This is a genomic window from Erysipelothrix anatis (assembly GCF_009828745.1).
Lineage (GTDB): Bacteria > Bacillota_I > Bacilli_A > Erysipelotrichales > Erysipelotrichaceae > Erysipelothrix > Erysipelothrix anatis.
This window is the reverse complement of sequence record NZ_WTSX01000003.1, coordinates 182,422-201,188: the sequence shown is the minus strand read 5'-3', so window position 1 is coordinate 201,188 and position 18,767 is coordinate 182,422. Positions and strand designations below refer to the sequence as shown.

General features: G+C 37.9%; 20 protein-coding genes. 19 read left to right on the top strand and 1 reads right to left on the bottom strand.

What is annotated here, in order from left to right; translation table 11 throughout:
- Positions 1-144: 144 nt before the first annotated feature.
- Positions 145-627 (bottom strand): thiol peroxidase, encoded by a 483-nt coding sequence (tpx, locus tag GVV19_RS03575; protein WP_159639681.1) that lies wholly within the window; start codon positions 625-627, stop codon positions 145-147.
- 164 nt (positions 628-791) lie between these two features.
- Between tpx and GVV19_RS03570 the strand changes: the two genes are divergently transcribed.
- From GVV19_RS03570 to GVV19_RS03480, 19 genes are all read left to right on the top strand, one after another.
- Positions 792-1,307 (top strand): HNH endonuclease, encoded by a 516-nt coding sequence (locus tag GVV19_RS03570; RefSeq protein WP_159645612.1) that lies wholly within the window; start codon positions 792-794, stop codon positions 1,305-1,307.
- A 5-nt stretch (positions 1,308-1,312) separates the two neighbouring features.
- Positions 1,313-2,680 carry a 23S rRNA (uracil(1939)-C(5))-methyltransferase RlmD gene (gene rlmD / locus GVV19_RS03565; RefSeq protein ID WP_159645609.1) on the top strand — a complete coding sequence of 456 codons (1,368 nt, stop codon included), beginning with the start codon at positions 1,313-1,315 and terminating at the stop codon, positions 2,678-2,680.
- A gap of 229 nt (positions 2,681-2,909) precedes the next feature.
- Positions 2,910-3,881: a hypothetical protein gene (locus tag GVV19_RS03560; protein ID WP_159645606.1), complete on the top strand. Its 972-nt coding sequence runs from the start codon at positions 2,910-2,912 to the stop codon at positions 3,879-3,881.
- A 5-nt stretch (positions 3,882-3,886) separates the two neighbouring features.
- Positions 3,887-4,177: an ABC-three component system middle component 6 gene (locus GVV19_RS03555; protein ID WP_159645603.1), complete on the top strand. Its 291-nt coding sequence runs from the start codon at positions 3,887-3,889 to the stop codon at positions 4,175-4,177.
- Positions 4,128-5,795 (top strand): DUF2326 domain-containing protein, encoded by a 1,668-nt coding sequence (locus GVV19_RS03550; protein WP_159645600.1) that lies wholly within the window; start codon positions 4,128-4,130, stop codon positions 5,793-5,795. The genes GVV19_RS03555 and GVV19_RS03550 overlap by 50 nt, the downstream gene beginning before the upstream one ends.
- A 224-nt stretch (positions 5,796-6,019) precedes the next feature.
- Positions 6,020-6,478 carry a DUF961 family protein gene (locus GVV19_RS10970; protein ID WP_456236456.1) on the top strand — a complete coding sequence of 153 codons (459 nt, stop codon included), beginning with the start codon at positions 6,020-6,022 and terminating at the stop codon, positions 6,476-6,478.
- Positions 6,479-6,500: 22 nt separating this feature from the next.
- Positions 6,501-6,629: a DUF961 family protein gene (locus GVV19_RS10965; protein ID WP_456236457.1), complete on the top strand. Its 129-nt coding sequence runs from the start codon at positions 6,501-6,503 to the stop codon at positions 6,627-6,629.
- An 83-nt stretch (positions 6,630-6,712) separates the two neighbouring features.
- Positions 6,713-7,534 carry an IS3 family transposase gene (locus GVV19_RS03535; RefSeq protein WP_159645627.1) on the top strand — a complete coding sequence of 274 codons (822 nt, stop codon included), beginning with the start codon at positions 6,713-6,715 and terminating at the stop codon, positions 7,532-7,534.
- 392 nt (positions 7,535-7,926) lie between these two features.
- Positions 7,927-9,336 (top strand): 23S rRNA (uracil(1939)-C(5))-methyltransferase RlmD, encoded by a 1,410-nt coding sequence (gene rlmD, locus GVV19_RS03530; protein ID WP_159645597.1) that lies wholly within the window; start codon positions 7,927-7,929, stop codon positions 9,334-9,336.
- Between the two features lie 228 nt (positions 9,337-9,564).
- Positions 9,565-11,103: a DEAD/DEAH box helicase gene (locus tag GVV19_RS03525; RefSeq protein ID WP_159645594.1), complete on the top strand. Its 1,539-nt coding sequence runs from the start codon at positions 9,565-9,567 to the stop codon at positions 11,101-11,103.
- Positions 11,103-11,300, top strand: coding sequence for a YwbE family protein (locus tag GVV19_RS03520; protein WP_159634224.1), 198 nt, complete (start codon positions 11,103-11,105; stop codon positions 11,298-11,300). The genes GVV19_RS03525 and GVV19_RS03520 overlap by 1 nt, the downstream gene beginning before the upstream one ends.
- A 152-nt stretch (positions 11,301-11,452) precedes the next feature.
- Entirely contained in the window at positions 11,453-12,424 is a 972-nt protein-coding gene (locus tag GVV19_RS03515) for a tRNA dihydrouridine synthase (protein WP_159645591.1), read from the top strand.
- Positions 12,425-12,550: 126 nt separating this feature from the next.
- The gene (locus tag GVV19_RS10755; protein WP_201288187.1) at positions 12,551-13,672 is read left to right on the top strand and encodes a MucBP domain-containing protein; all 1,122 of its coding nucleotides are present in this window, start codon (positions 12,551-12,553) and stop codon (positions 13,670-13,672) included.
- 90 nt (positions 13,673-13,762) lie between these two features.
- A complete protein-coding gene (locus GVV19_RS03505) occupies positions 13,763-14,437 on the top strand; it encodes a DNA alkylation repair protein (protein ID WP_159645588.1) in 675 nt (224 codons plus the stop codon).
- Positions 14,438-14,633: 196 nt separating this feature from the next.
- Positions 14,634-15,650, top strand: a complete 1,017-nt coding sequence (locus GVV19_RS03500; protein ID WP_159645585.1) for an acetamidase/formamidase family protein — start codon at positions 14,634-14,636, stop codon at positions 15,648-15,650.
- A gap of 94 nt (positions 15,651-15,744) precedes the next feature.
- Entirely contained in the window at positions 15,745-17,196 is a 1,452-nt protein-coding gene (locus tag GVV19_RS03495) for a DEAD/DEAH box helicase (RefSeq protein WP_159645582.1), read from the top strand.
- Positions 17,084-17,992, top strand: coding sequence for a helix-turn-helix domain-containing protein (locus GVV19_RS03490; RefSeq protein ID WP_328598618.1), 909 nt, complete (start codon positions 17,084-17,086; stop codon positions 17,990-17,992). Before GVV19_RS03495 ends, GVV19_RS03490 begins: the two co-directional genes overlap by 113 nt.
- Positions 17,993-18,035: 43 nt before the next feature.
- On the top strand, positions 18,036-18,413 hold the full coding sequence (locus GVV19_RS03485; protein WP_159645576.1) for a VOC family protein: 378 nt from the start codon (positions 18,036-18,038) through the stop codon (positions 18,411-18,413).
- Entirely contained in the window at positions 18,410-18,763 is a 354-nt protein-coding gene (locus GVV19_RS03480; RefSeq protein ID WP_159645573.1) for an MmcQ/YjbR family DNA-binding protein, read from the top strand. Before GVV19_RS03485 ends, GVV19_RS03480 begins: the two co-directional genes overlap by 4 nt.
- Positions 18,764-18,767: the final 4 nt, after the last annotated feature.

Below are 18,767 nucleotides of genomic sequence, written 5' to 3'. Positions count from 1 at the left end.
GACCCGTTTACGGGTAGCAAGAAATAGATGTAGATGGCAGACTACATTAGCGCTGTAAAGCGCAACTAGAAGTAAAGGGCTACGCCCGCATCTGAAAAACCACCAGCTAAGCTGGTGGATATTTATTAATATTTAGAAATACGTCTAGTTTAATGCAGCAATTGCGGCATCGTAATTTGGCTCAGTTGCCATATCTGGGACAATTTCGACATATGTAATGGTTCCTGTTTCGTCAAAGACGAAAATTGATCGTGCTAAGACATTAAATTCAGGCATGAAGAGTCCGTATGCTTTCGCAAATTCAAGATTTGCATCACTTAGCATTTCAGCTTCAATTCCTTCAGTTGCGCACCAACCACCGAGTTGATCGATTGTATTGTTTGAGATATTCACGATATTAACGTTTGGTAGATCTTTCGCAATTTGGAAGAAACGGCGCGTTTGTAAATCGCAGACACGCGTATTGATATCTGGGAAAACCGAAACAATAGTTTTCTTCCCTTTTAGAGTATCGACAGTAACTGTTTGACCATTGAGGTTAGTTAGTGCAAATGCGGGAGCAGTATCACCAACTTTTGGTTGAACCCCTTCAATTGTTGTTGGGACGCCTTTACGAGTAATTTCCATATTTAATCACAACTCCTTTTCTAGTTTCATTATACGTTGAAAAGGGGACTGCCTCAAAGCATATACATCAATCTTTTCGCTTTCGCTCGATCATTTTTCCACAAAGTTTAATGAATGAACGATTGGGTTCATTATTTGCTATAATGAAAACAGTGAGGCACATTATGACAAAACGTATTAAAACAACGAAGCAACAAATCGTAGATTACTGGGAAACACAGATAGATTTTTTGGATACAAATGTAAGCTTGAAACAAGCCACAACCCATTGCTGGCGCTGTGGTGTAAAGCGACGTCTGGACCGCTGTCATATTCTTGCTCATGCGTTAGGTGGCTCGGATAGTCCCGAAAATTTTGTCTTACTGTGTAAGTTTTGTCATATCGATAATCCCAACATTGACGATAGCACAATCGTTTGGGATTGGATCAAGGCGTACAAATTGCCAGATGGTGTTGATTTTTGGTACCACCAAGGCCAACGTGAATTTACGTTCATTTATGGAAGTAGTTTGGATGCCATGCTTGAAACCAAAGGCTACTTTGATCGTGACGAATTTGATCTTGCATTTAAACACCAATTGACCTTAATGACGCACCATTTTGGACAACCACGCTATAACCGTGCGACTGTTGAGGGTGCCATAAAGCGAGCACTCGATTCTCTTGAGAATAGAAGGTAAAATTTATGATTAAATTAAAAAAGAACGATACATATGATGTGGAAATTATCGACATCACTCACGAAGGTTTTGGTGTTGCGAAAATAGAGGGGTTCCCTCTATTCATTGAAAATACGCTACCTGGTGAGAAAATAAAGATGAGTGTGACAAAAGTACTCAAGAAATTTGCATATGGTCGCGTTATTAATTTCTATGAAACGTCAAAACATCGTGTCGAGATTACTGATAAAGTAGGGACTCGAATTGGTACAATGCCCCTGCAGCATATGTCTTATGAATATCAACTGGAATTTAAGCGTAAGCTTGTGCATGACACGTTGTCGAAAATGGTTGATATTTCGCATCTCGAAGTAAAACCAACGCTTGGGATGGAGAATCCTTGGGGATATCGCAATAAAGCGCAAATACCGGTTCGTGAAATTAATGGAATCCTTGAAACAGGATTTTTCAAACGAGGGTCTCACGATTTGATTCCAATTGAAAATTTCCATATTCAAGATCCGAAAATTGATGAGGCAATTGTTACAGTACGTGATATTCTTCGTAAACATAAGAGTGTCGCTTACAATGAAGAAGCACACACAGGTCTCATACGTCATGTTATTGTCAGACGTGGACAAATAACGAACGATATGATGATTATTTTGGTAACAAATGGTCGCGAGTTTCCTCAAGGGGAAGCAATAGTTCGAGATATCGTGGGAAGTATTGATAATGTCGTAAGCGTTGTTCAAAATATTAACGATCAAAGGACGAACACGATTATGGGGCGTGAAAATAATGTTCTCTACGGTAATGATTTTTATACTGATAAATTGATGGGAAAAACCTTTAGTATTTCATCACAGTCTTTTTATCAGGTTAATTCAAAACAAACGGAAGTCCTCTACCAAGCTGCAATTGAACTTGCGAATGTAAGCAAAAAAGATAATGTGATTGACGCCTATTGCGGAATTGGATCAATCTCGCTCAATCTTGCGGACCACGCGAAGCATGTTTATGCTGTAGAAATCGTTCCCGACGCAATTGTAATGGCTAAGTTTAATGCGATGGAAAATTGCATTGATAATGTTGATTTTGAAGTTGGAAAAGCAGAAGATGTCATGCAACAGTGGGTTGCCGATGGCTTAAACATTGATGTGTTAGTTGTTGATCCACCGCGAAAAGGCTTGGACGATCAGTTCATTCAAGCATCCATAAACTCAAATCCAGAGCGAATTGTATATGTAAGCTGCAATCCTGCGACACTTGCACGTGACCTCGTAAGTTATACGAAAGCGGGGTATAAGATAGAAGAGGTGCAACCCGTGGATATGTTTCCGCAAACGGTGCATGTAGAGACTATTGTGTTGCTACAACGAGCAGACACGTAGAAATCCTTTATTTCAAGCACTTTTACAAGCATATTGTCTTTACTGGTGAGGGTGATAAAATCAGAAATAAAGAGATAAAAGACTACATTAATGTTTCCGTAGTAATTGATATGGAGTGTGGAGACACCAAATAACATTAGAAAATAGAGTGTTATTTGGAATATGAAAAGTGATATGATGGTATGAACAAAGAATGATAAACCGCAACTATCTTTTGGAGGTGAATGGCTTGGATAGGTATGATTATGTAGAGAGTATTATTACTTTTCTCAAAGGAGTGACTGGTATTAACTATCAGTTGCAGTTAAAAGAAATTCTGGCTGTATATTATAAATATTTGGGGAAAGTCTACGAAATGCCAGATTTTTATGGTGGTGATCAAAAAAATGATGGGTGTGTTCTTGAAGATGGATTATTTTATCAGGTTTTTGCACCCACAAGATTAAAAGATTCATTGAAAAAAGAGATTCAAGAGAAGTTTTCCGAAGATTTAAGTGGTTTGCTAAAAATAATTTACGAAGAAAAAAAATGGAATGGAAACTTATATAATTTTATATTCATTGTTAATACATTTGATAATAATCTTCCCCATGATAGCGAAGGTTTTTTCGAAAAAAAGGTCAACGAATTTAAAGAAAAATATTCTATAACTTTTGAGTATAGAGTTACAAATACGGATTATATCCGTGATATTTTAACAGAAATAAATGATATTGAAGTATTAAAAAGAATTTCAGCAACATTACGAATTAGAAATATGATGGATTATAATGCTATTAACGAGCAAATAATTATGGACTTAATAATTGGAATTTCAGGTAATCTTAGTTTTCAAACTATAAATGATGAGTCTGCACGATCATATCAGAGAATATCGTCAGTTGAAAAAATATCAATAAATTCTTTGGATGAAAAAAGAGATGAAATAGAGAGTATCATTTCTAAGTTAGATGTTGTAGAAAATGCTGTGAATACGATTAATCAAGATATACTATATGAAAATAAGTTTGAGAGAGTAAAAGAACAAGTTATTAACAAATATGCTGAATTATCAACACAAGTTCATGGAGTTGTATTGTATGATACATTGATAAATGAAATGTTATCATACTCTCAAGATAAATGGCATTTAGATGTGCCAATGAAATTTCTAATAGTCTATATATTTGATAAATGTGATATATTTGAAAAAGAGAGGTGATAATCTTGATATTACCAGATAAGTATACTTCTTTAACCGAAAGTTTTATTGGTATTAGTGCTGTATTACTAGATACATTGGGGGACAAAAAACTTACTGTCGACAAACTTTGGAGTAACTTTAATAAAAAATATGTTAAAACCAATAAGCTTAAACATGCTCCAATATATCAAAAATATATTTACGTGTTAGAGTTTATGTATCTATCTAATATGGTTTCTTATAACGAGAAAGGGGAAATTGTAAATGAAAATATTAGAACTAATAATCAAGAATCCCCAAGGGAAGCCGATTGAGGATATAAAATTTAATGAAATAGGAGTTTCTTTTATATACGCCGATATACAAGACCCAGCAAACCTAAAAGGAACTATAAATAGTTTAGGTAAAACTCTTTTACTCAAATTCATTGATTACATTTTTGGTGCAAATGAAGATTTGGCTATGGTTAAAGAGCAAGTTCATGGTTTTAAATTAGAAGCAACTGTAAAATATGAGGGCAAGTATTTCACTGTTTTACGAACATTGGGAAACTCTGATGAAATTTATATCGATGGAAAAGGGTATAGCTTATCAGAATATAAGGACTTTTTTCAGCTAAAAAGAAGACTACTTGGAAAACAAATTATTCTAAGTAAGAAGTCAACTGAAATTAGTCAAAGAACCAATGCTAGCAAAGATGATGTAATTAGTTGTTTGGAATTGTTGAACCTAAAAGATATTTTAGAGGAAATAGGTAATATTTATGACTCACAAGATCGAATAAAAGAATTAAAGACAAATAAAACAGAATTAGTTTCTTTTTATGGAAACTTTGACGTCAAGCAAATTAATGAAGAAATATATTTTATTGATAAAGAGGTTGAACGTCTTACTACAGAGTTAGAGAAAGTAAGTAGTAAAATAAAAACAATCGAAATTGCAGATATACAGAAAGATGTCGTTGAAGAATATTCAGAGAAGAGCAAAGAGTTAAAAAGCATAAAGAGAACTTATGAGACGAATAAGTTTGAGAGTGATAGATTATTACAATTTATTGAAGATTCAAATAAAATTGATATCTCAAGTGAACACATTTTAGCAATTTTTAATAAAGCCAAGCAAGAAGTTCCTGATATGGTAAAGAAGACCATTGATGAAGTTGAAGAATTTCATAGAAAAGTCTACGAAGAAAGAAAAGATTTTCTGAATCAAAGAAGAAGCATCATACTTTCAGAAATGGAAATAATGAACAAAAAAATTGATTCTTTATCGACTGAAATTAACAGAATTGGTGCAATTATTTCAGAAAACGAAGTCTATAAAGAATCAATTGAGCTATACGAAAAATATAATAATGATTTACAAGAAGTTAAATATAGGCAAGGGAAGTTATCTCAAGTCAAAAATATAGATGATACCATTGCTATAGAAGATTCCAATTTATCTTCAAGTTTCAGTCATGCAGCACAGTTAAGGAAGGAATATGATATTTTAATTCAGACATACAGGGACTTTATATACGATATAACTAAATCTATTTACGATACGGATGTAAATTCCTATTTTGATATAAAAATTAGGAATAAGCACTTAAGAAATAGACCTGTGATTTTTGAGTTTACACTTAAAGGTGATACTGGTGAAGGAGTTGGAGAAGTAAAGAAAAATCTGATGGATTATTTAATTTGCAGATATAATAATCAATTGGAGATTATGATTCAAGACTCATCTTGCTATAATGGTATCGACCCACGTCAAATAGTAGGTATGCTTAGTCAGCTAAATAATATTTCAAAGGTATCGAATAAACAGATAATTGTTTCAGTAAATAAATATCAACTAGGAAACTATGACTCTGTTATTAAAGAAGTGGAAGAAAAGAGCTCCATTATATTGTCGGAAAATCGAAACCTTTTAGGTTTTGACTTCTAATAATATTCAATAATTGTAAGTAGGTAATAATTAAAAATAATATTGTAAATGAGACGTTCAAATATGGCCGTCTTTTTTGTTGGAAAAATATTAATAAAATAGAGAGGATTTTTGCGATGATATTTTTAAAATTAGCACGTGCGCCACCCTAAAGACCATCAAACAAATGAGATTCATTTAACCACAAAAAAGAAAGAATAGGTAAAAATAGGGAGCTTAAATTTGTGATACCCAACATGGAAAAAACATTTGGCAATTTAGAGTTTGCTGGGGAGGATAAAGTCGTCCAGCGAAGAATTAACGGACAACTAACCGTCTTATCAAGAAGCTATAACCTCTACTATGATGTTCAAAGAGCAGATGATATTGTGGTAGTGCTTCCTGCTGAAGCTGACGAAAAGCATTTCGGCTTTGAGGAACGTGTGAAGTTAGTCAATCCACGTATTACCGGCGAGGGCTATAGAATCGGAACTCGTGGTTTTATCAATTACATTTTACATGCTGACGACATGGTAAAAGAATATAGAAAGAGAGGAAAAAAGATGAGATTAGCAAATGGCATTGTATTAGATAAAGACACGACTTTTGGAGAATTGAAATTCTCTGTTCTACGTCGTGAAGTGAGAATCCAAAATGAGGACGGTACGGTTTCAGATGAAATCAAGGAGCGTCCTATGAACTAAAATCCAAAGGTCAAGGCCGTAGATTCAGGTAAGTATTCCTGCCAGCGTGCCTTTGAAAGAGTTTGAATATAACACAAGGGTAGAACTTATCAATCCGATTGCTGATACTGTTGCTACTGCTACCTTTCAAGGGGCAGATGTTGACTGGTAAATCAAGGCAGACGATATTGTGGTGACAAAGGATTCTAATTCCTTTAGAAATGAAACACCTAAGAAAGAACCAAATAAGGATAAATAGACACGCTACTCCCATTAGAGAGAAAGGAGAATAATAGGCATGAAACAGCATGTCTTTCGTGGCAAAATCTTGGGATTCGTTGGTTATGCCGTAAATTTAAAGTAAGTACGAATGCATACTACAACTATTTGAAACAGAGAAAAGCGCCATACTACGAGCAAAAAGCTAAAGTACAACGCTTTATTAGTGAATCCTTTCATAGAAGTAACGGAACAATGGGAGCTAAAATGATGTCATATTATTGTGCGAATCATGGATTTCCCTTCTCCCTTTCAACTATATGGAAATACATGAAAGAACTGAATATATCATCAATTATTCGTCGTAAAGAGCAACCTTTCGAGACAGGCAAGCAACATAAAGTGTTTCCAAACCTTACCCAACAAAATTTTCATGCAACAGAACCAAATCGTCTTTGGTGTGTTGATTTCACTTATTTGTACTTGAGGAATGGAACACCTCGATACAATTGCACGATAATAGATGTATATGATCGCAGAGTGGTTGCCTCTAAAAATGGTGTTTCAATTAATGCCCGTTTAGCTATTGATACGTTACATAAAGCCTTATTAAACTATTATCCAGATAAGGGGCTAATTCTTCATAGCGATCAAGGGAGTCAATTCACAAGAAAAAAATTCAGCGGTTTCTGTAAGCGACGCTTTATCCATCAAAGCATGAGTCGTGCAGGATGTCCTTACGATAATGCTTTGATGGAACGATATTTTAATACACTTAAGTATGAATGCATCAATCAGTACGAGTTCCGGACAAAAGAAAGGATGGATGAGATTATGAATAAATTTGAGGAAGATTAGTATAATAACCAACGCCCTCATATATAATAATGGGTTAGCGCCAAATCAGGTCTATTCCAACTCAATCTTACTGTAGCAATTTACATTGACTAGAACAGTTTGGGTGGGGTGTGAATATAGTAATTATTTTTTTAGATGAGGTTTTCTTCTTTGAGTAATGCAATTTGTTTCTAGAGTTCTCTAACTTGTTAAGAGGTAAGAATCTCTCGATAATCTGTTTCGACTTCTAAATAGAGTTTAAGTCATTTTACTGTCAATAGTACTAATCCAAAATGCGACGAATCTAGACGCATTTTTTAGTTGTTAGGGTTAACAGAAAGCTAATAGGTGTTAATTTACATAATTTATCGTATAATGATAGACGATTAAATTTACAAACTAGAGGTGAAACAATGAAGAAAATTACATACCCAACTGAGGTGCTTGATGTCACGATTGATCACATAGATGAATATGGATATGGATACGCACGTTATACACATGCACCGGAAAAAGGATCACAGGGTCGACGTTTGAATCTTTTTATTACAAATGTTGTTCCTGGAGATGTTGTTCGGGTGAGTGTACCGAATGCAAAGGGGCGAGGAAAGGCTACACTTGGTTACGATACATTGCTCCAACCGGGGCCAACTCGTAATATGGATGTTCCCGTCGATGAATCGGTTTCTGGTGGTACACCGCTACAGTACATGCAATATGATGCGCAACTCCAATTCAAAGAAAATATGGTCAAACAGTATCTGGACGCGGAAGGTTTTGATACATCATTGGTTCAACCAATCATTGGAATGAAACAACCGGAGCGTTATCGTAATAAGATGGAGCTAACGTTTGGTGTGAATGGTGAGTTAGGTATGACACAGCAAGGAAACTTCCGTAAAGTTATTGACCTTAAAGATTCGGTGTTAATGCCGGAAATTATGGTAACGGTGAAACATGCTGTCAGTGCTTGGCAACATAAATATGAACTTTCTGGATACAATAAAGAAACAGAAACAGGTTTGTTGCGAAATCTCATGATGCGTTACTCATTCACAACCAAAGAGTTAATGGTTGTTTTCTATGCAACACAATCACCAGAGGATTTCCCAGAGGCAATCAAAGAACTTGTTGAAATCATGACCACACAATTTAATTCATTGGTCAGTCTACAATGGATTGAACATGCGGAAGCGGTAGAACGTATCCAAGCCGATGCAGTTCACATCTTGCACGGTCGCGATTATTTGGTAGATGTCCTCAATGGCTTTAAATATCGAATTTGGCCTGATACTTTCTTTCAAGCAAATCCAGTCCAAGCAGAAAAACTTGTTGATTTGGCACTTGAAATGGCAGACGTGAATGATTCAATGAAAATGTTGGATCTATTCTGTGGGGTTGGTACCTTTAGTTTACCATTTGCGGCGAAGAGCCAATCATTAGCGGGAATTGAGATTGTGGAGAACTCAATAATATCTGCGCGTCGTAATGCCCATGATAATGGCCTAGAGAATACCTACTTTATGACAAGTGATGCCCGCAGTGGGTTACCCAAACTCAAAGAAGAATGGGGACAACCGGATATTCTACTCTTAGACCCACCACGTAGTGGTGCTGGTGGAAAAGTTATGCGAAGTATTGGTCGTTTTGGTACTGATAAAGTAATCTATGTCTCGTGCGCGCCGAAGAGTTTAGCACAAGATATTAAGTCACTACGAGATTTTGGATATGAACTGGTATCGGTTCAGCCCGTTGATCAATTTCCACATACCGCACACGTGGAGACCGTAGTCTTACTTCAAAAAACACAAACTGCACAATAATCCAAGAAAGAATTACAAGATGATGCATCATAAATGCGGATAGTATCGAAAGACTCGTTCTCTAAGAAGACGCTTTAGTTTACTTTCTTCGTGAAAAAACGTATTATTAATGCATTGAGTCATTCATTTGTACAAAAACATTAGTAGATGAATAAGAGTGGTCACACTCTTTTCTTTTGGTCGGAATAATTACCAAAAGATATCACAATTAGAAAAGAAAGAGAAATTATGGAATTTAAAGAATTAGGAATTATGCCTGCAATCTTAAATGCACTGCAGGACACAGGCTATACACAGCCAACACCAATCCAAGAGCAAACTATCCCGGTCACATTACAAGGTCGTGATGTTTTAGGGTTGGCACAAACAGGAACAGGTAAAACTGCAGCGTTTGCTGTACCAACACTACAACTTCTTGCTACAAACCCACGCAAAGATCGTCGTCGCCCAATTCGGGCTTTGGTTTTAGCACCGACACGAGAACTAGGGATGCAAGTCTACGAGAGTTTTGAAACATACGGCCATCACTTGCCCCTCAAATCAACCGTCATCTTTGGTGGCGTTGGTCAAGGAAAGCAGGTCAGTGCTTTGCGTGCAGGGGTCGATGTTCTGGTCGCAACACCCGGACGCTTGGTTGACTTAATCAATCAAGGTTATGTTGATCTATCATCAATTGAGATTTTTATTCTTGATGAGGCAGACCGAATGTTAGATATGGGATTTATTCACGATATTCGTCGTTTGGTAAAACTGCTTCCGAAAAAGAAACAAACACTCTTCTTCTCCGCAACAATGCCAAAAGAGATTACGGATATCGTGGACGGCTTATTAATTGATCCGGTCCATGTATCTGTAGCTCCTGTATCTTCTACGGTTGAGACCGTAACGCAAACAGTCCAATATGTTGATCAGGTCAACAAAATACATTTGCTCGAAAGATTCACGAAAGCAAATCCTGGTCCAGTGCTTGTATTTACACGAACAAAACGTGGAGCAGACCGTGTCGTTCGTGACTTGATGCGTCGTGGTGTTTCAGCACAAGCTATTCACGGTAATAAATCACAGAATGCGCGTCAGATGGCTCTCGATAATTTCAAGAATTACGAAACTCAAGTCTTAGTGGCAACAGATATTGCTGCACGAGGCATTGATATCAATGAATTAAACTATGTCATTAATTATGATATGCCAGATGTTCCAGAAACGTATGTACACCGGATTGGTCGTACCGGACGTGCTGGTCACAGCGGGAACTCCCTTTCATATGTAAGTTATAATGAGATTCCGTTGCTTAAAGACATTGAAGCATTGACGAAACAAAAAATTACAGTCCTTGAAAACCTCGACTTCCCGTTGGAAGATAAAACACCGAAAGCTAAACCGGGTCAAGGTGGACGTAAGAGTGAAAAAAATCCAAGCAAACGCGATCTTGAACGCCAAGAAGCCAAACGTGCCAAACGTCGTCGTTTTGATGATTCGCCACGGGTTGAATCCGATAAGTCGGCATCCAAGGTCAATGCACGCAAATCAGGTAAGAAATCTGACCGTCGCTTCTCCGATAAACGCTTTGATGCGAACGGTGAGAAAAAATATGACCGTCGTGATAGCCAACCCGCTAAACCGAAAAAAGTAAAAGGTACTGGGAAACCGAAAGATCTCAATATGCGCGGGGAAGCACGTACAAAAAATGCCTCCCGCTCATTCACAGAGAAACCATTCTATGCCGATCGAAAAAAAGGAAACGGCCCGAAACGAGGTAAACGTTAATGGATCCAAAACTTCGTAAAAACATCCAACCCGGACTCCGTGTGTTGGTGGTACAAAAACAAGACCAACGTACGGGTAAGACGACTGAGGGTATCGTTCAACGTCTTCTTACAAACTCCGCAAATCATCCACATGGTATCAAAGTCATGTTGGAAAGTGGTATTGTCGGCCGCGTTTGCGAAATCTTAGAATCTTAAAAGAAGGGATGCCACGGCATCTCTTTTAATGCGAGGGTTAACTGCTTGAAAAAAATCAAAAAAAATGTGACAATAACACGCGAGAGTTAGTATAAAATACAAAGAAGAGAAGCAACAGGCATGATGAAGTCCTGTTATGAGAGGATTTCCCCATGAAGCATAATTTTTGGCAAGATTTGCCTAAACCATTTTTTATCTTAGCACCAATGGAAGACGTTACTGACGTGGTCTTTCGCCATGTTGTTGCGAAAGCAGCTCGCCCCGATGTTTTCTTTACAGAATTTACGAATAGTGAAAGCTATTGCCATGCCCAAGCGCGTGATAGCTTACGTGGCCGCCTCTTATTTACCGAAGATGAACAACCGCTGGTTGCACATATTTGGGGTGATCGTCCTGAATTTTTCCGAGAAATGAGTATTGGAATGGCAGAAATGGGATTCAAAGGTGTCGATATTAATATGGGATGTCCAGCGCCCAATGTTTTCAAACATGGTCGTGGCTCAGGACTGATTAAAAGACCAGAAGTCGCTGCGGAAATAATTCAAGCGGCTAAAGCTGGTGGATTACCTGTAAGTGTCAAAACACGTTTGGGAACATCCCGTGTTGAAGAATGGCGCGACTGGTTAACCCATATCTTCAAACAAGATATTGCGAACTTATCCATCCACTTACGAACGAAACGTGAGATGAGTCAGGTTGATGCACACTGGGAGTTAATTCCAGAAATAAAAAAACTCCGCGACGAAATTGCGCCAAATACCCTTCTAACAATAAATGGTGATATTCCTAACTATCAAGTTGGGATGGAACTTGTGGAAAAGTATGGTGTCGATGGGGTGATGATTGGCCGTGGAATTTTCCACAATCCATTTGCGTTTGAAAAAGATGCGAAAGACCACAGTCCGAAAGAACTTCTTGACCTCTTCCGTTTCCACTTAGATGAATTTGATAAATATGTAAAGGATGAACCAAGTGTGTTCAAACCACTTCGTCGCTTCTTTAAAATTTATGTTCGTGATTTTCCAGGAGCAAGTGACCTTCGTGTTCAACTCATGGAAACTACCACAACAGATGAAGCACGTGCAATGATCGATGCCTTTGAAGCATCTCATGACTTCTTTTAAGATTTAGAGCCTGTGAATGGAGACATTCACAGGTTTTTCTTAATTATTAACTATGTATTAAAATTATTGATTAAGAATAAGAAAGTATGGTAGACTTCGATTATAAACATATCCGGGGGGATTATTATGAAAAAAATCTTAGCATCATTGATGATGGTTATACTCGTATTGGGAAGTGTTGGTTACACTAAAGCAGAATCTTCAAATTATGAGATTCCGATTATCGAGTATAAAACGAATTTAATAGCAGCAAGCAAAGGTGAAGAAATTATGGTTGTGAATCCGCTGGTTGAGGATTCAGGAACCTTAAGCCCATCCAATCCAGTTTTTACTGCAAAAAGCTCAGAAGTGATAAGTCCGATGGAAACAGTTGCGAATCCCTTCTATCCGACACCAGCCGACGGTACGTATGCATTCTATTACACATTGATAACATTTACAGATGATTCAGCAATTGCTTATTATGGCACAACTGTAAATTATAACGAAATCGTTGCCGATGCCGATGCAAAGGGATTAGTTATAGATGGTGTTCGTGTGATGTATGCACTCGCACCAACAAACACAGTGACTTATACCTTGATAAATGCTGATGGTAGTGAAGAAGTACTTTTAACTGAAACAATGACAGGTCGTCACTTAGTTAGCTTTTATGATGACAGTGAACCTGCAATGCAAATTGATGTTCCAGCGGATTCAATGGCATTCAATAGTATTGTGGATGACTACATCGTAGTTGGTCCAGTTGGAGAAACACCCATTGACTTTGTTGAAGGAGACCAGACATACAATGTTCAATTACGTCAACCTGTTAATACATTTAAGTTTGTTGATGAGGAAGGTAATGCATTGATAGAAGATGTCACCATCACAGGTAAAGTTGCAAGTGCCTATGAGATACTCGCACCGAAGATAGATGGTTTTAAACTAAAAGCAGGTAATATTCTAAGTGGTATTTATGATCGTGCTGATCGCGAATATACGATTGTCTTCGAGAAAGATGCTGTCAAGCCAGTCGATCCCGTCAAGCCAGTTGACCCTGTCAAACCAGTTGACCCTGTCAAACCAGTTGACCCTGTCAAACCAGTTGATCCCGTCAAACCAGTTGAACCAGTTAAACCGGTAGCGCCAAAGGGCCCACAAGAAGGGCTTCCTAAAACAGGAATGAGCGATAAACTGCTTAATATCGGAGCAACACTCGTTGTTGTAGGTACAGGAATCATCATTTACAAAAAACGTGAATCATAAAATGAGCTCGGATTATCCGAGCTTTTCTATGCACTGCAGTGGCTTGAATTACCAATCTATTTTATAATGTTGCAAATGGAGGCAATCACTATGACCTATGAAGAAACGATGGAATTCCTTAAGACACATGCAAGTCCATCCCGCCGAAAATCAATGATCAAACAAGGAGCACCCGAAACAACATTAGGTGTAACGTTGGGCCCAGTTCGAAAACTCGCAAAAACAATGGGAATCAATCATGAACTCGCCCTTCAGTTATGGAAAAGTGAAGTCGTGGATGCGCAACTATTAGCGGTCATGCTTCTGGACCCGAAACAAATATCGGTAGTAACAGCCATCTCAATGATCGGTCAAGCAGCATATGAACCGTTACAAGATGATCTCATGTTTCGAACACTTGTAGCAATCCCTGACTACGATTTATTAAAAAAAGAACTTAAAGAGGACTCTCGGGATGCATTTCAACGTGCGTATTGGAGTATGATTGTGTATGAAATTGGCAACGATAAGATGATTGATTCAGCTCGGATTGAAGGTATATTGGAGACTGTTGAAGCTGAACTTGTAGCATCACCATCACAAACGCAATGGATGATGAATCGTGCTTTAAGTGAAATTGGCTTTCGTTTTTCGGACTATACTCAAAAGTGTATTACAATTGGTGAGACGTTAGGTGTCTACCGTGATATGAAAGTATCGCCAGGATGTACGTCAGCGTATGCTCCGGCATGGATCGAAGCTGTCGTAAATCGGAAACGGAAATAATGAAAAAACAATCTGACAGATTCTTATACAATGACGCAAAATACGTGAAAAGACACGGATAGCAAAAAGGGATAAAACTTCGAAAATTATCCCTTTTTCTTTGTCCAATATGGTAAAAGCGTTCTGAACGCATGCAAATTATAATAAGAGTACAAGGAGTATAGTCGCAAACCTATACAAAGTCATGGTGATACTTATGAGTCAAATACACAAACTACCCGCAACTCCCCACACGGTACATTGGGGATATTATGACAAGAGTTGGCAACCGTCACTTGTTGTGAAATCAGGCGATATCGTAGAAATTGAAGCAATATGCCATCAATCAGGAGATGCCCCCGAACTCTTGATGGATGAAGCAATTACTGCAATTTATGATGCATTCCCAGATCGTAATATGGGAGATCACATTGTGACGGGTCCAATTTATATCGAAGGTGCAGAACCTGGAGATGTGTTGGAAGCCAAAATACTTGACCTACAGCCTCGCATGCCTCATGGTTCGAATGTTCTTGCGAACTGGGGAGAATTGGCGGATGCATTCGACCAAACTGAATACATCTATATCTATAAGATCAATGATGATGGCGTTACGGCATCCCCAGAATTTATGTATACATACCCTGGGAAAATTGAAAAGCCTGGACAAATACGCCATGAACATGAAGTTGAACGCATTACAGTCACTGATGCCATCAAGGTGCCGCTTAACTTGCATTTTGGTATTGCAGGAGTGACACCTAAAGAAACTGGGAAAGTTGATACAACTCATCCCAAGTATTTTGGTGGGAATGTGGATAATAAAAACTTCGTTGTTGGTACGTCCATGTATTATGAAGTGAATAATCCCGGAGCGGGTTTTTATGTTGGAGACAGCCATTTTGCTCAAGGGGACGCTGAGCTTAGCGGAACGGCGATAGAAGGCAGTGTTAATGGTCGTATTCAACTCATTCTTCATAAAGATATGAAACTTAAAGAGAATCCAATATTAGAAACTGATACGCATTGGATGGTCCACGGATTTGATGCAGATTTAGATAAAGCAACGCACCAAGCTGCATTAGAAGGTGTTGAGTTTTTAGCCCATCATTATGGTGTATCTCGCACTTTGGCGTATTCGATTTTGAGTGTTCATGCGGACTTTCATATTAGCCAAGTGGCGAATGGTGTAAAAGGCGTTCATTGCCGGATTCGAAAAGACATCTTCCAATGAAATTGACCGAATCATAATTACGGATTTATTTTAAACACGCAAAATTGCGTGTTTTTTTCTGAGATAGGTTATAATACGTACAAGAGGTATAAATATGACATCATTTAATAAATTTGGACTGGATCCAAAAACATTACAAGCACTAGAAACATTAGGCTATACAGAGCCAACCGACGTACAATTAGAAACAATACAACCGATTCTTGAAAAGCGTGACGTACTCATCAAATCACAAACCGGAAGTGGAAAAACAGCAGCGTTTGGTATTCCCGTTGTAGATAGAACATCGTGGGATATTCGAACACCCCAAACGATTGTCTTAACACCAACCCGTGAGCTTGCATTACAAGTCCGTGATGAACTCACCAATATTGGCCGTAATAAACGCCTTAAAGTTCAGGCAGTATACGGGAAAGACTCCTTTGAGCACCAACGTCGTGACTTGGCACAACGAACCCATATTGTTGTGGCAACACCTGGTCGTCTTTTTGATCACTTAAAACAAGAAACAATTAACGTCTCCGAAGTTACTACAGTTGTTTTGGATGAGGCAGATGAAATGCTCAGTATGGGGTTCTTAGATCAAATTGATGATGTTTTACAATATATGCCTGAGGGAATCCAAATTATTCTGTTATCTGCAACATTCCCAGAAGCAATTAAAACATTTGCTGAGAGTATTCTAAACGATCCAATCACAGTAAGTATCGATGCCAAAAACGATGTTAGCACACGAATTGTTCAGGAAGCATACACTGTCGCCGAGGATGATAAAATTGCGCTTTTAGAAACGTTGTTGATTGTGAAAAACCCAGATCACGGTCTGATTTTTGCAAACACAAAAGAAAAAGTAGATCAAATTGAACAACAACTTCACGAAGCAGGTGTTGATATTCGTAAGCTTCATGGTGGCATGGACCAAAAAGAACGAACCAAAACAATTCATGCATTTAAGACGGGTCAATTCCGCTTCTTAGTTGCGACAGATGTTGCCTCACGTGGACTTGATATTGATGATGTTAAAATTGTCGTCAACTTTGATACACCACACCATTTAGAAACTTATACCCATCGTATTGGGCGAACAGCTCGTCTGGATAAAGAGGGACTTGCAGTTTCATTGTTGAGTCGTGATGATCAATATTGGATTCAAGAGAACGGGACAGATTCAACCTATGAAATTTTAGATATGAAGCATCCAAGTCCATCTCTTGTGGAAGCACGTAAAGAAATGTTCTTGAATAAACAAAGTCGTAAACAAAAACCACGAAAAACAAAAGCAGCAAATTTTGATGCTGAAATTATGAAACTGCATATTCGTGGTGGAAAAAATCAAAAAATTCGTCCAGGCGATATTGTGGGGGCAATCACAAGCCTTGCAGGAATGAATGCGGATGATATTGGCGTTATTTCAGTGTTGGAAGATTCTTCGTATGTTGATATTCATAATGGTAAAGGAGAACAAGTTCTCAAACACCTTAAAACACATTCTATTAAAGGGAAACCACGTCGCGTTCAAAAAGCGGTCAACGCGTCCTTGCGATAATATGTATACGCCTGTTCAAATACCTACGTATCTTCATGATACCTTCTCGGAATATATTAATTACTACGAAACCGAATTGCCGTCATTCGATGCGTGGGTTATTTGTATGTGGCATTTTCATCAAGTCAAGCCAATACCTAAAGGCCATTCCGTTACAAATATCATTGTTGCGGATGCCTGTATAGATTGTATTGTTGATCAAGAAAACCAGACAATCTTTTTGTCTGGGTTATCGACTATGTATCATGATGTCATTACCGAACACCCGGGTGATTCATTTGGCATCAGAATGCGTCCAGGGGCTGCACATGCGCTTTTTGGTATCCACGCAACCGAAGCCATGGATAAACCGTTTGACGTGACAGATCGTCTTGTAGACTCATCTTTTTGGAATCTTAGTGTTCAAGAACAAGAAGGTGTGCTCACGACAAATCTTGAAACGCTAAGTATTAAAATAACATCGCATCAAGCACTCGAATGGTTTGAGGTACTTTTCAATGATCTTTACTTGAGTAGTGTTGATACAATTTCAGCACATTTTGGTTATAGCTCCAAGCATATGAATCGTCTGTTTCTACAATATTATGGGATGAACGTTAAGGCGGTGGTGATGGTTATCAGAATGCAAAAAGCACTGTCTCATCTAATCAATGACCCATCCGAAGCGTTAACGACATTAGCATTAGAGATGGGCTACTACGATCAATCCCATTTCATTAATGACTTAAAGCTAAATTTAGGAATGACTCCTTACGCCGTATTAAAACGGCTTGAAGATGTCCATTTTTTCCAATAGAATTTAATAGTAAACTGCGATACTAATATTAAGGAGGAAAACGATGAAACTAGAACGAATGACACCGAATTTAATGGTAAGCAGTATTGAACAAAGCATTCACTTTTATCATAATACGCTTGGATTTGAAGTTGTGGATCGTGTCGAGAATAATTTTGTCATTTTGGGGCGTGACGATGTCTTGATTATGATGGAATCAATGGAAGCAATGGTCCAGGAGTATCCAGTACTCAAACATGACGACCTAAAGGCTAGTATTGCGCTCTATTTTCGATTTGATGACATTGAAGCACTCGTAGCAACCTTAAAGGAAAAAGGCTATCAAATGCCAGATATCTACGAAACGTTTTATGGAACGTTGGAAACTTATTTAGTTGATCCGGATGGTTATGTATTAACACTCTCAGGTGAAAAACAATGAGCCCGCAAGCAGTAAAAGCGCTTTGTGAATCATTTCCAAGTGCGTGTTTCGAATTTAAAATCGAATGGGAAACCGAAGTTGCATTTGTAGCAGATAAGCTCTTTGCACTTCATGGTTTTGATAAAGAAAATTATCGGATTTTAACGTTAAAAGCAAAACCAGAGGATGGTGAGTATTTGCGACAGAACTATGAGAGCATTATTACAGCGGGTTATCATATGAATAAACGTCATTGGATATCGATTCGTTTGGATGAAATTCATGACGATGGACTCGTACAACAACTTGCTTTAAACTCATACAATCTCATTGTGGATAAATTACCCCGTCGTATTAGGGAAACATTGTAAAAAA

Excerpts from the sequence above, each read along its gene's own strand:
- tpx (WP_159639681.1), bottom strand. The coding sequence starts at position 627 with ATGGAAATTACTCGTAAAGGCGTCCCAACAACAATTGAAGGGGTTCAA.
- GVV19_RS03570 (WP_159645612.1), top strand. The coding sequence starts at position 792 with ATGACAAAACGTATTAAAACAACGAAGCAACAAATCGTAGATTACTGG.
- rlmD (WP_159645609.1), top strand. The coding sequence starts at position 1,313 with ATGATTAAATTAAAAAAGAACGATACATATGATGTGGAAATTATCGAC.
- GVV19_RS03550 (WP_159645600.1), top strand. The coding sequence starts at position 4,128 with ATGAAAATATTAGAACTAATAATCAAGAATCCCCAAGGGAAGCCGATT.
- rlmD (WP_159645597.1), top strand. The coding sequence starts at position 7,927 with ATGAAGAAAATTACATACCCAACTGAGGTGCTTGATGTCACGATTGAT.
- GVV19_RS03525 (WP_159645594.1), top strand. The coding sequence starts at position 9,565 with ATGGAATTTAAAGAATTAGGAATTATGCCTGCAATCTTAAATGCACTG.
- GVV19_RS03520 (WP_159634224.1), top strand. The coding sequence starts at position 11,103 with ATGGATCCAAAACTTCGTAAAAACATCCAACCCGGACTCCGTGTGTTG.
- GVV19_RS03515 (WP_159645591.1), top strand. The coding sequence starts at position 11,453 with ATGAAGCATAATTTTTGGCAAGATTTGCCTAAACCATTTTTTATCTTA.
- GVV19_RS10755 (WP_201288187.1), top strand. The coding sequence starts at position 12,551 with ATGAAAAAAATCTTAGCATCATTGATGATGGTTATACTCGTATTGGGA.
- GVV19_RS03505 (WP_159645588.1), top strand. The coding sequence starts at position 13,763 with ATGACCTATGAAGAAACGATGGAATTCCTTAAGACACATGCAAGTCCA.
- GVV19_RS03500 (WP_159645585.1), top strand. The coding sequence starts at position 14,634 with ATGAGTCAAATACACAAACTACCCGCAACTCCCCACACGGTACATTGG.
- GVV19_RS03495 (WP_159645582.1), top strand. The coding sequence starts at position 15,745 with ATGACATCATTTAATAAATTTGGACTGGATCCAAAAACATTACAAGCA.
- GVV19_RS03490 (WP_328598618.1), top strand. The coding sequence starts at position 17,084 with ATGTTGATATTCATAATGGTAAAGGAGAACAAGTTCTCAAACACCTTA.
- GVV19_RS03485 (WP_159645576.1), top strand. The coding sequence starts at position 18,036 with ATGAAACTAGAACGAATGACACCGAATTTAATGGTAAGCAGTATTGAA.
- GVV19_RS03480 (WP_159645573.1), top strand. The coding sequence starts at position 18,410 with ATGAGCCCGCAAGCAGTAAAAGCGCTTTGTGAATCATTTCCAAGTGCG.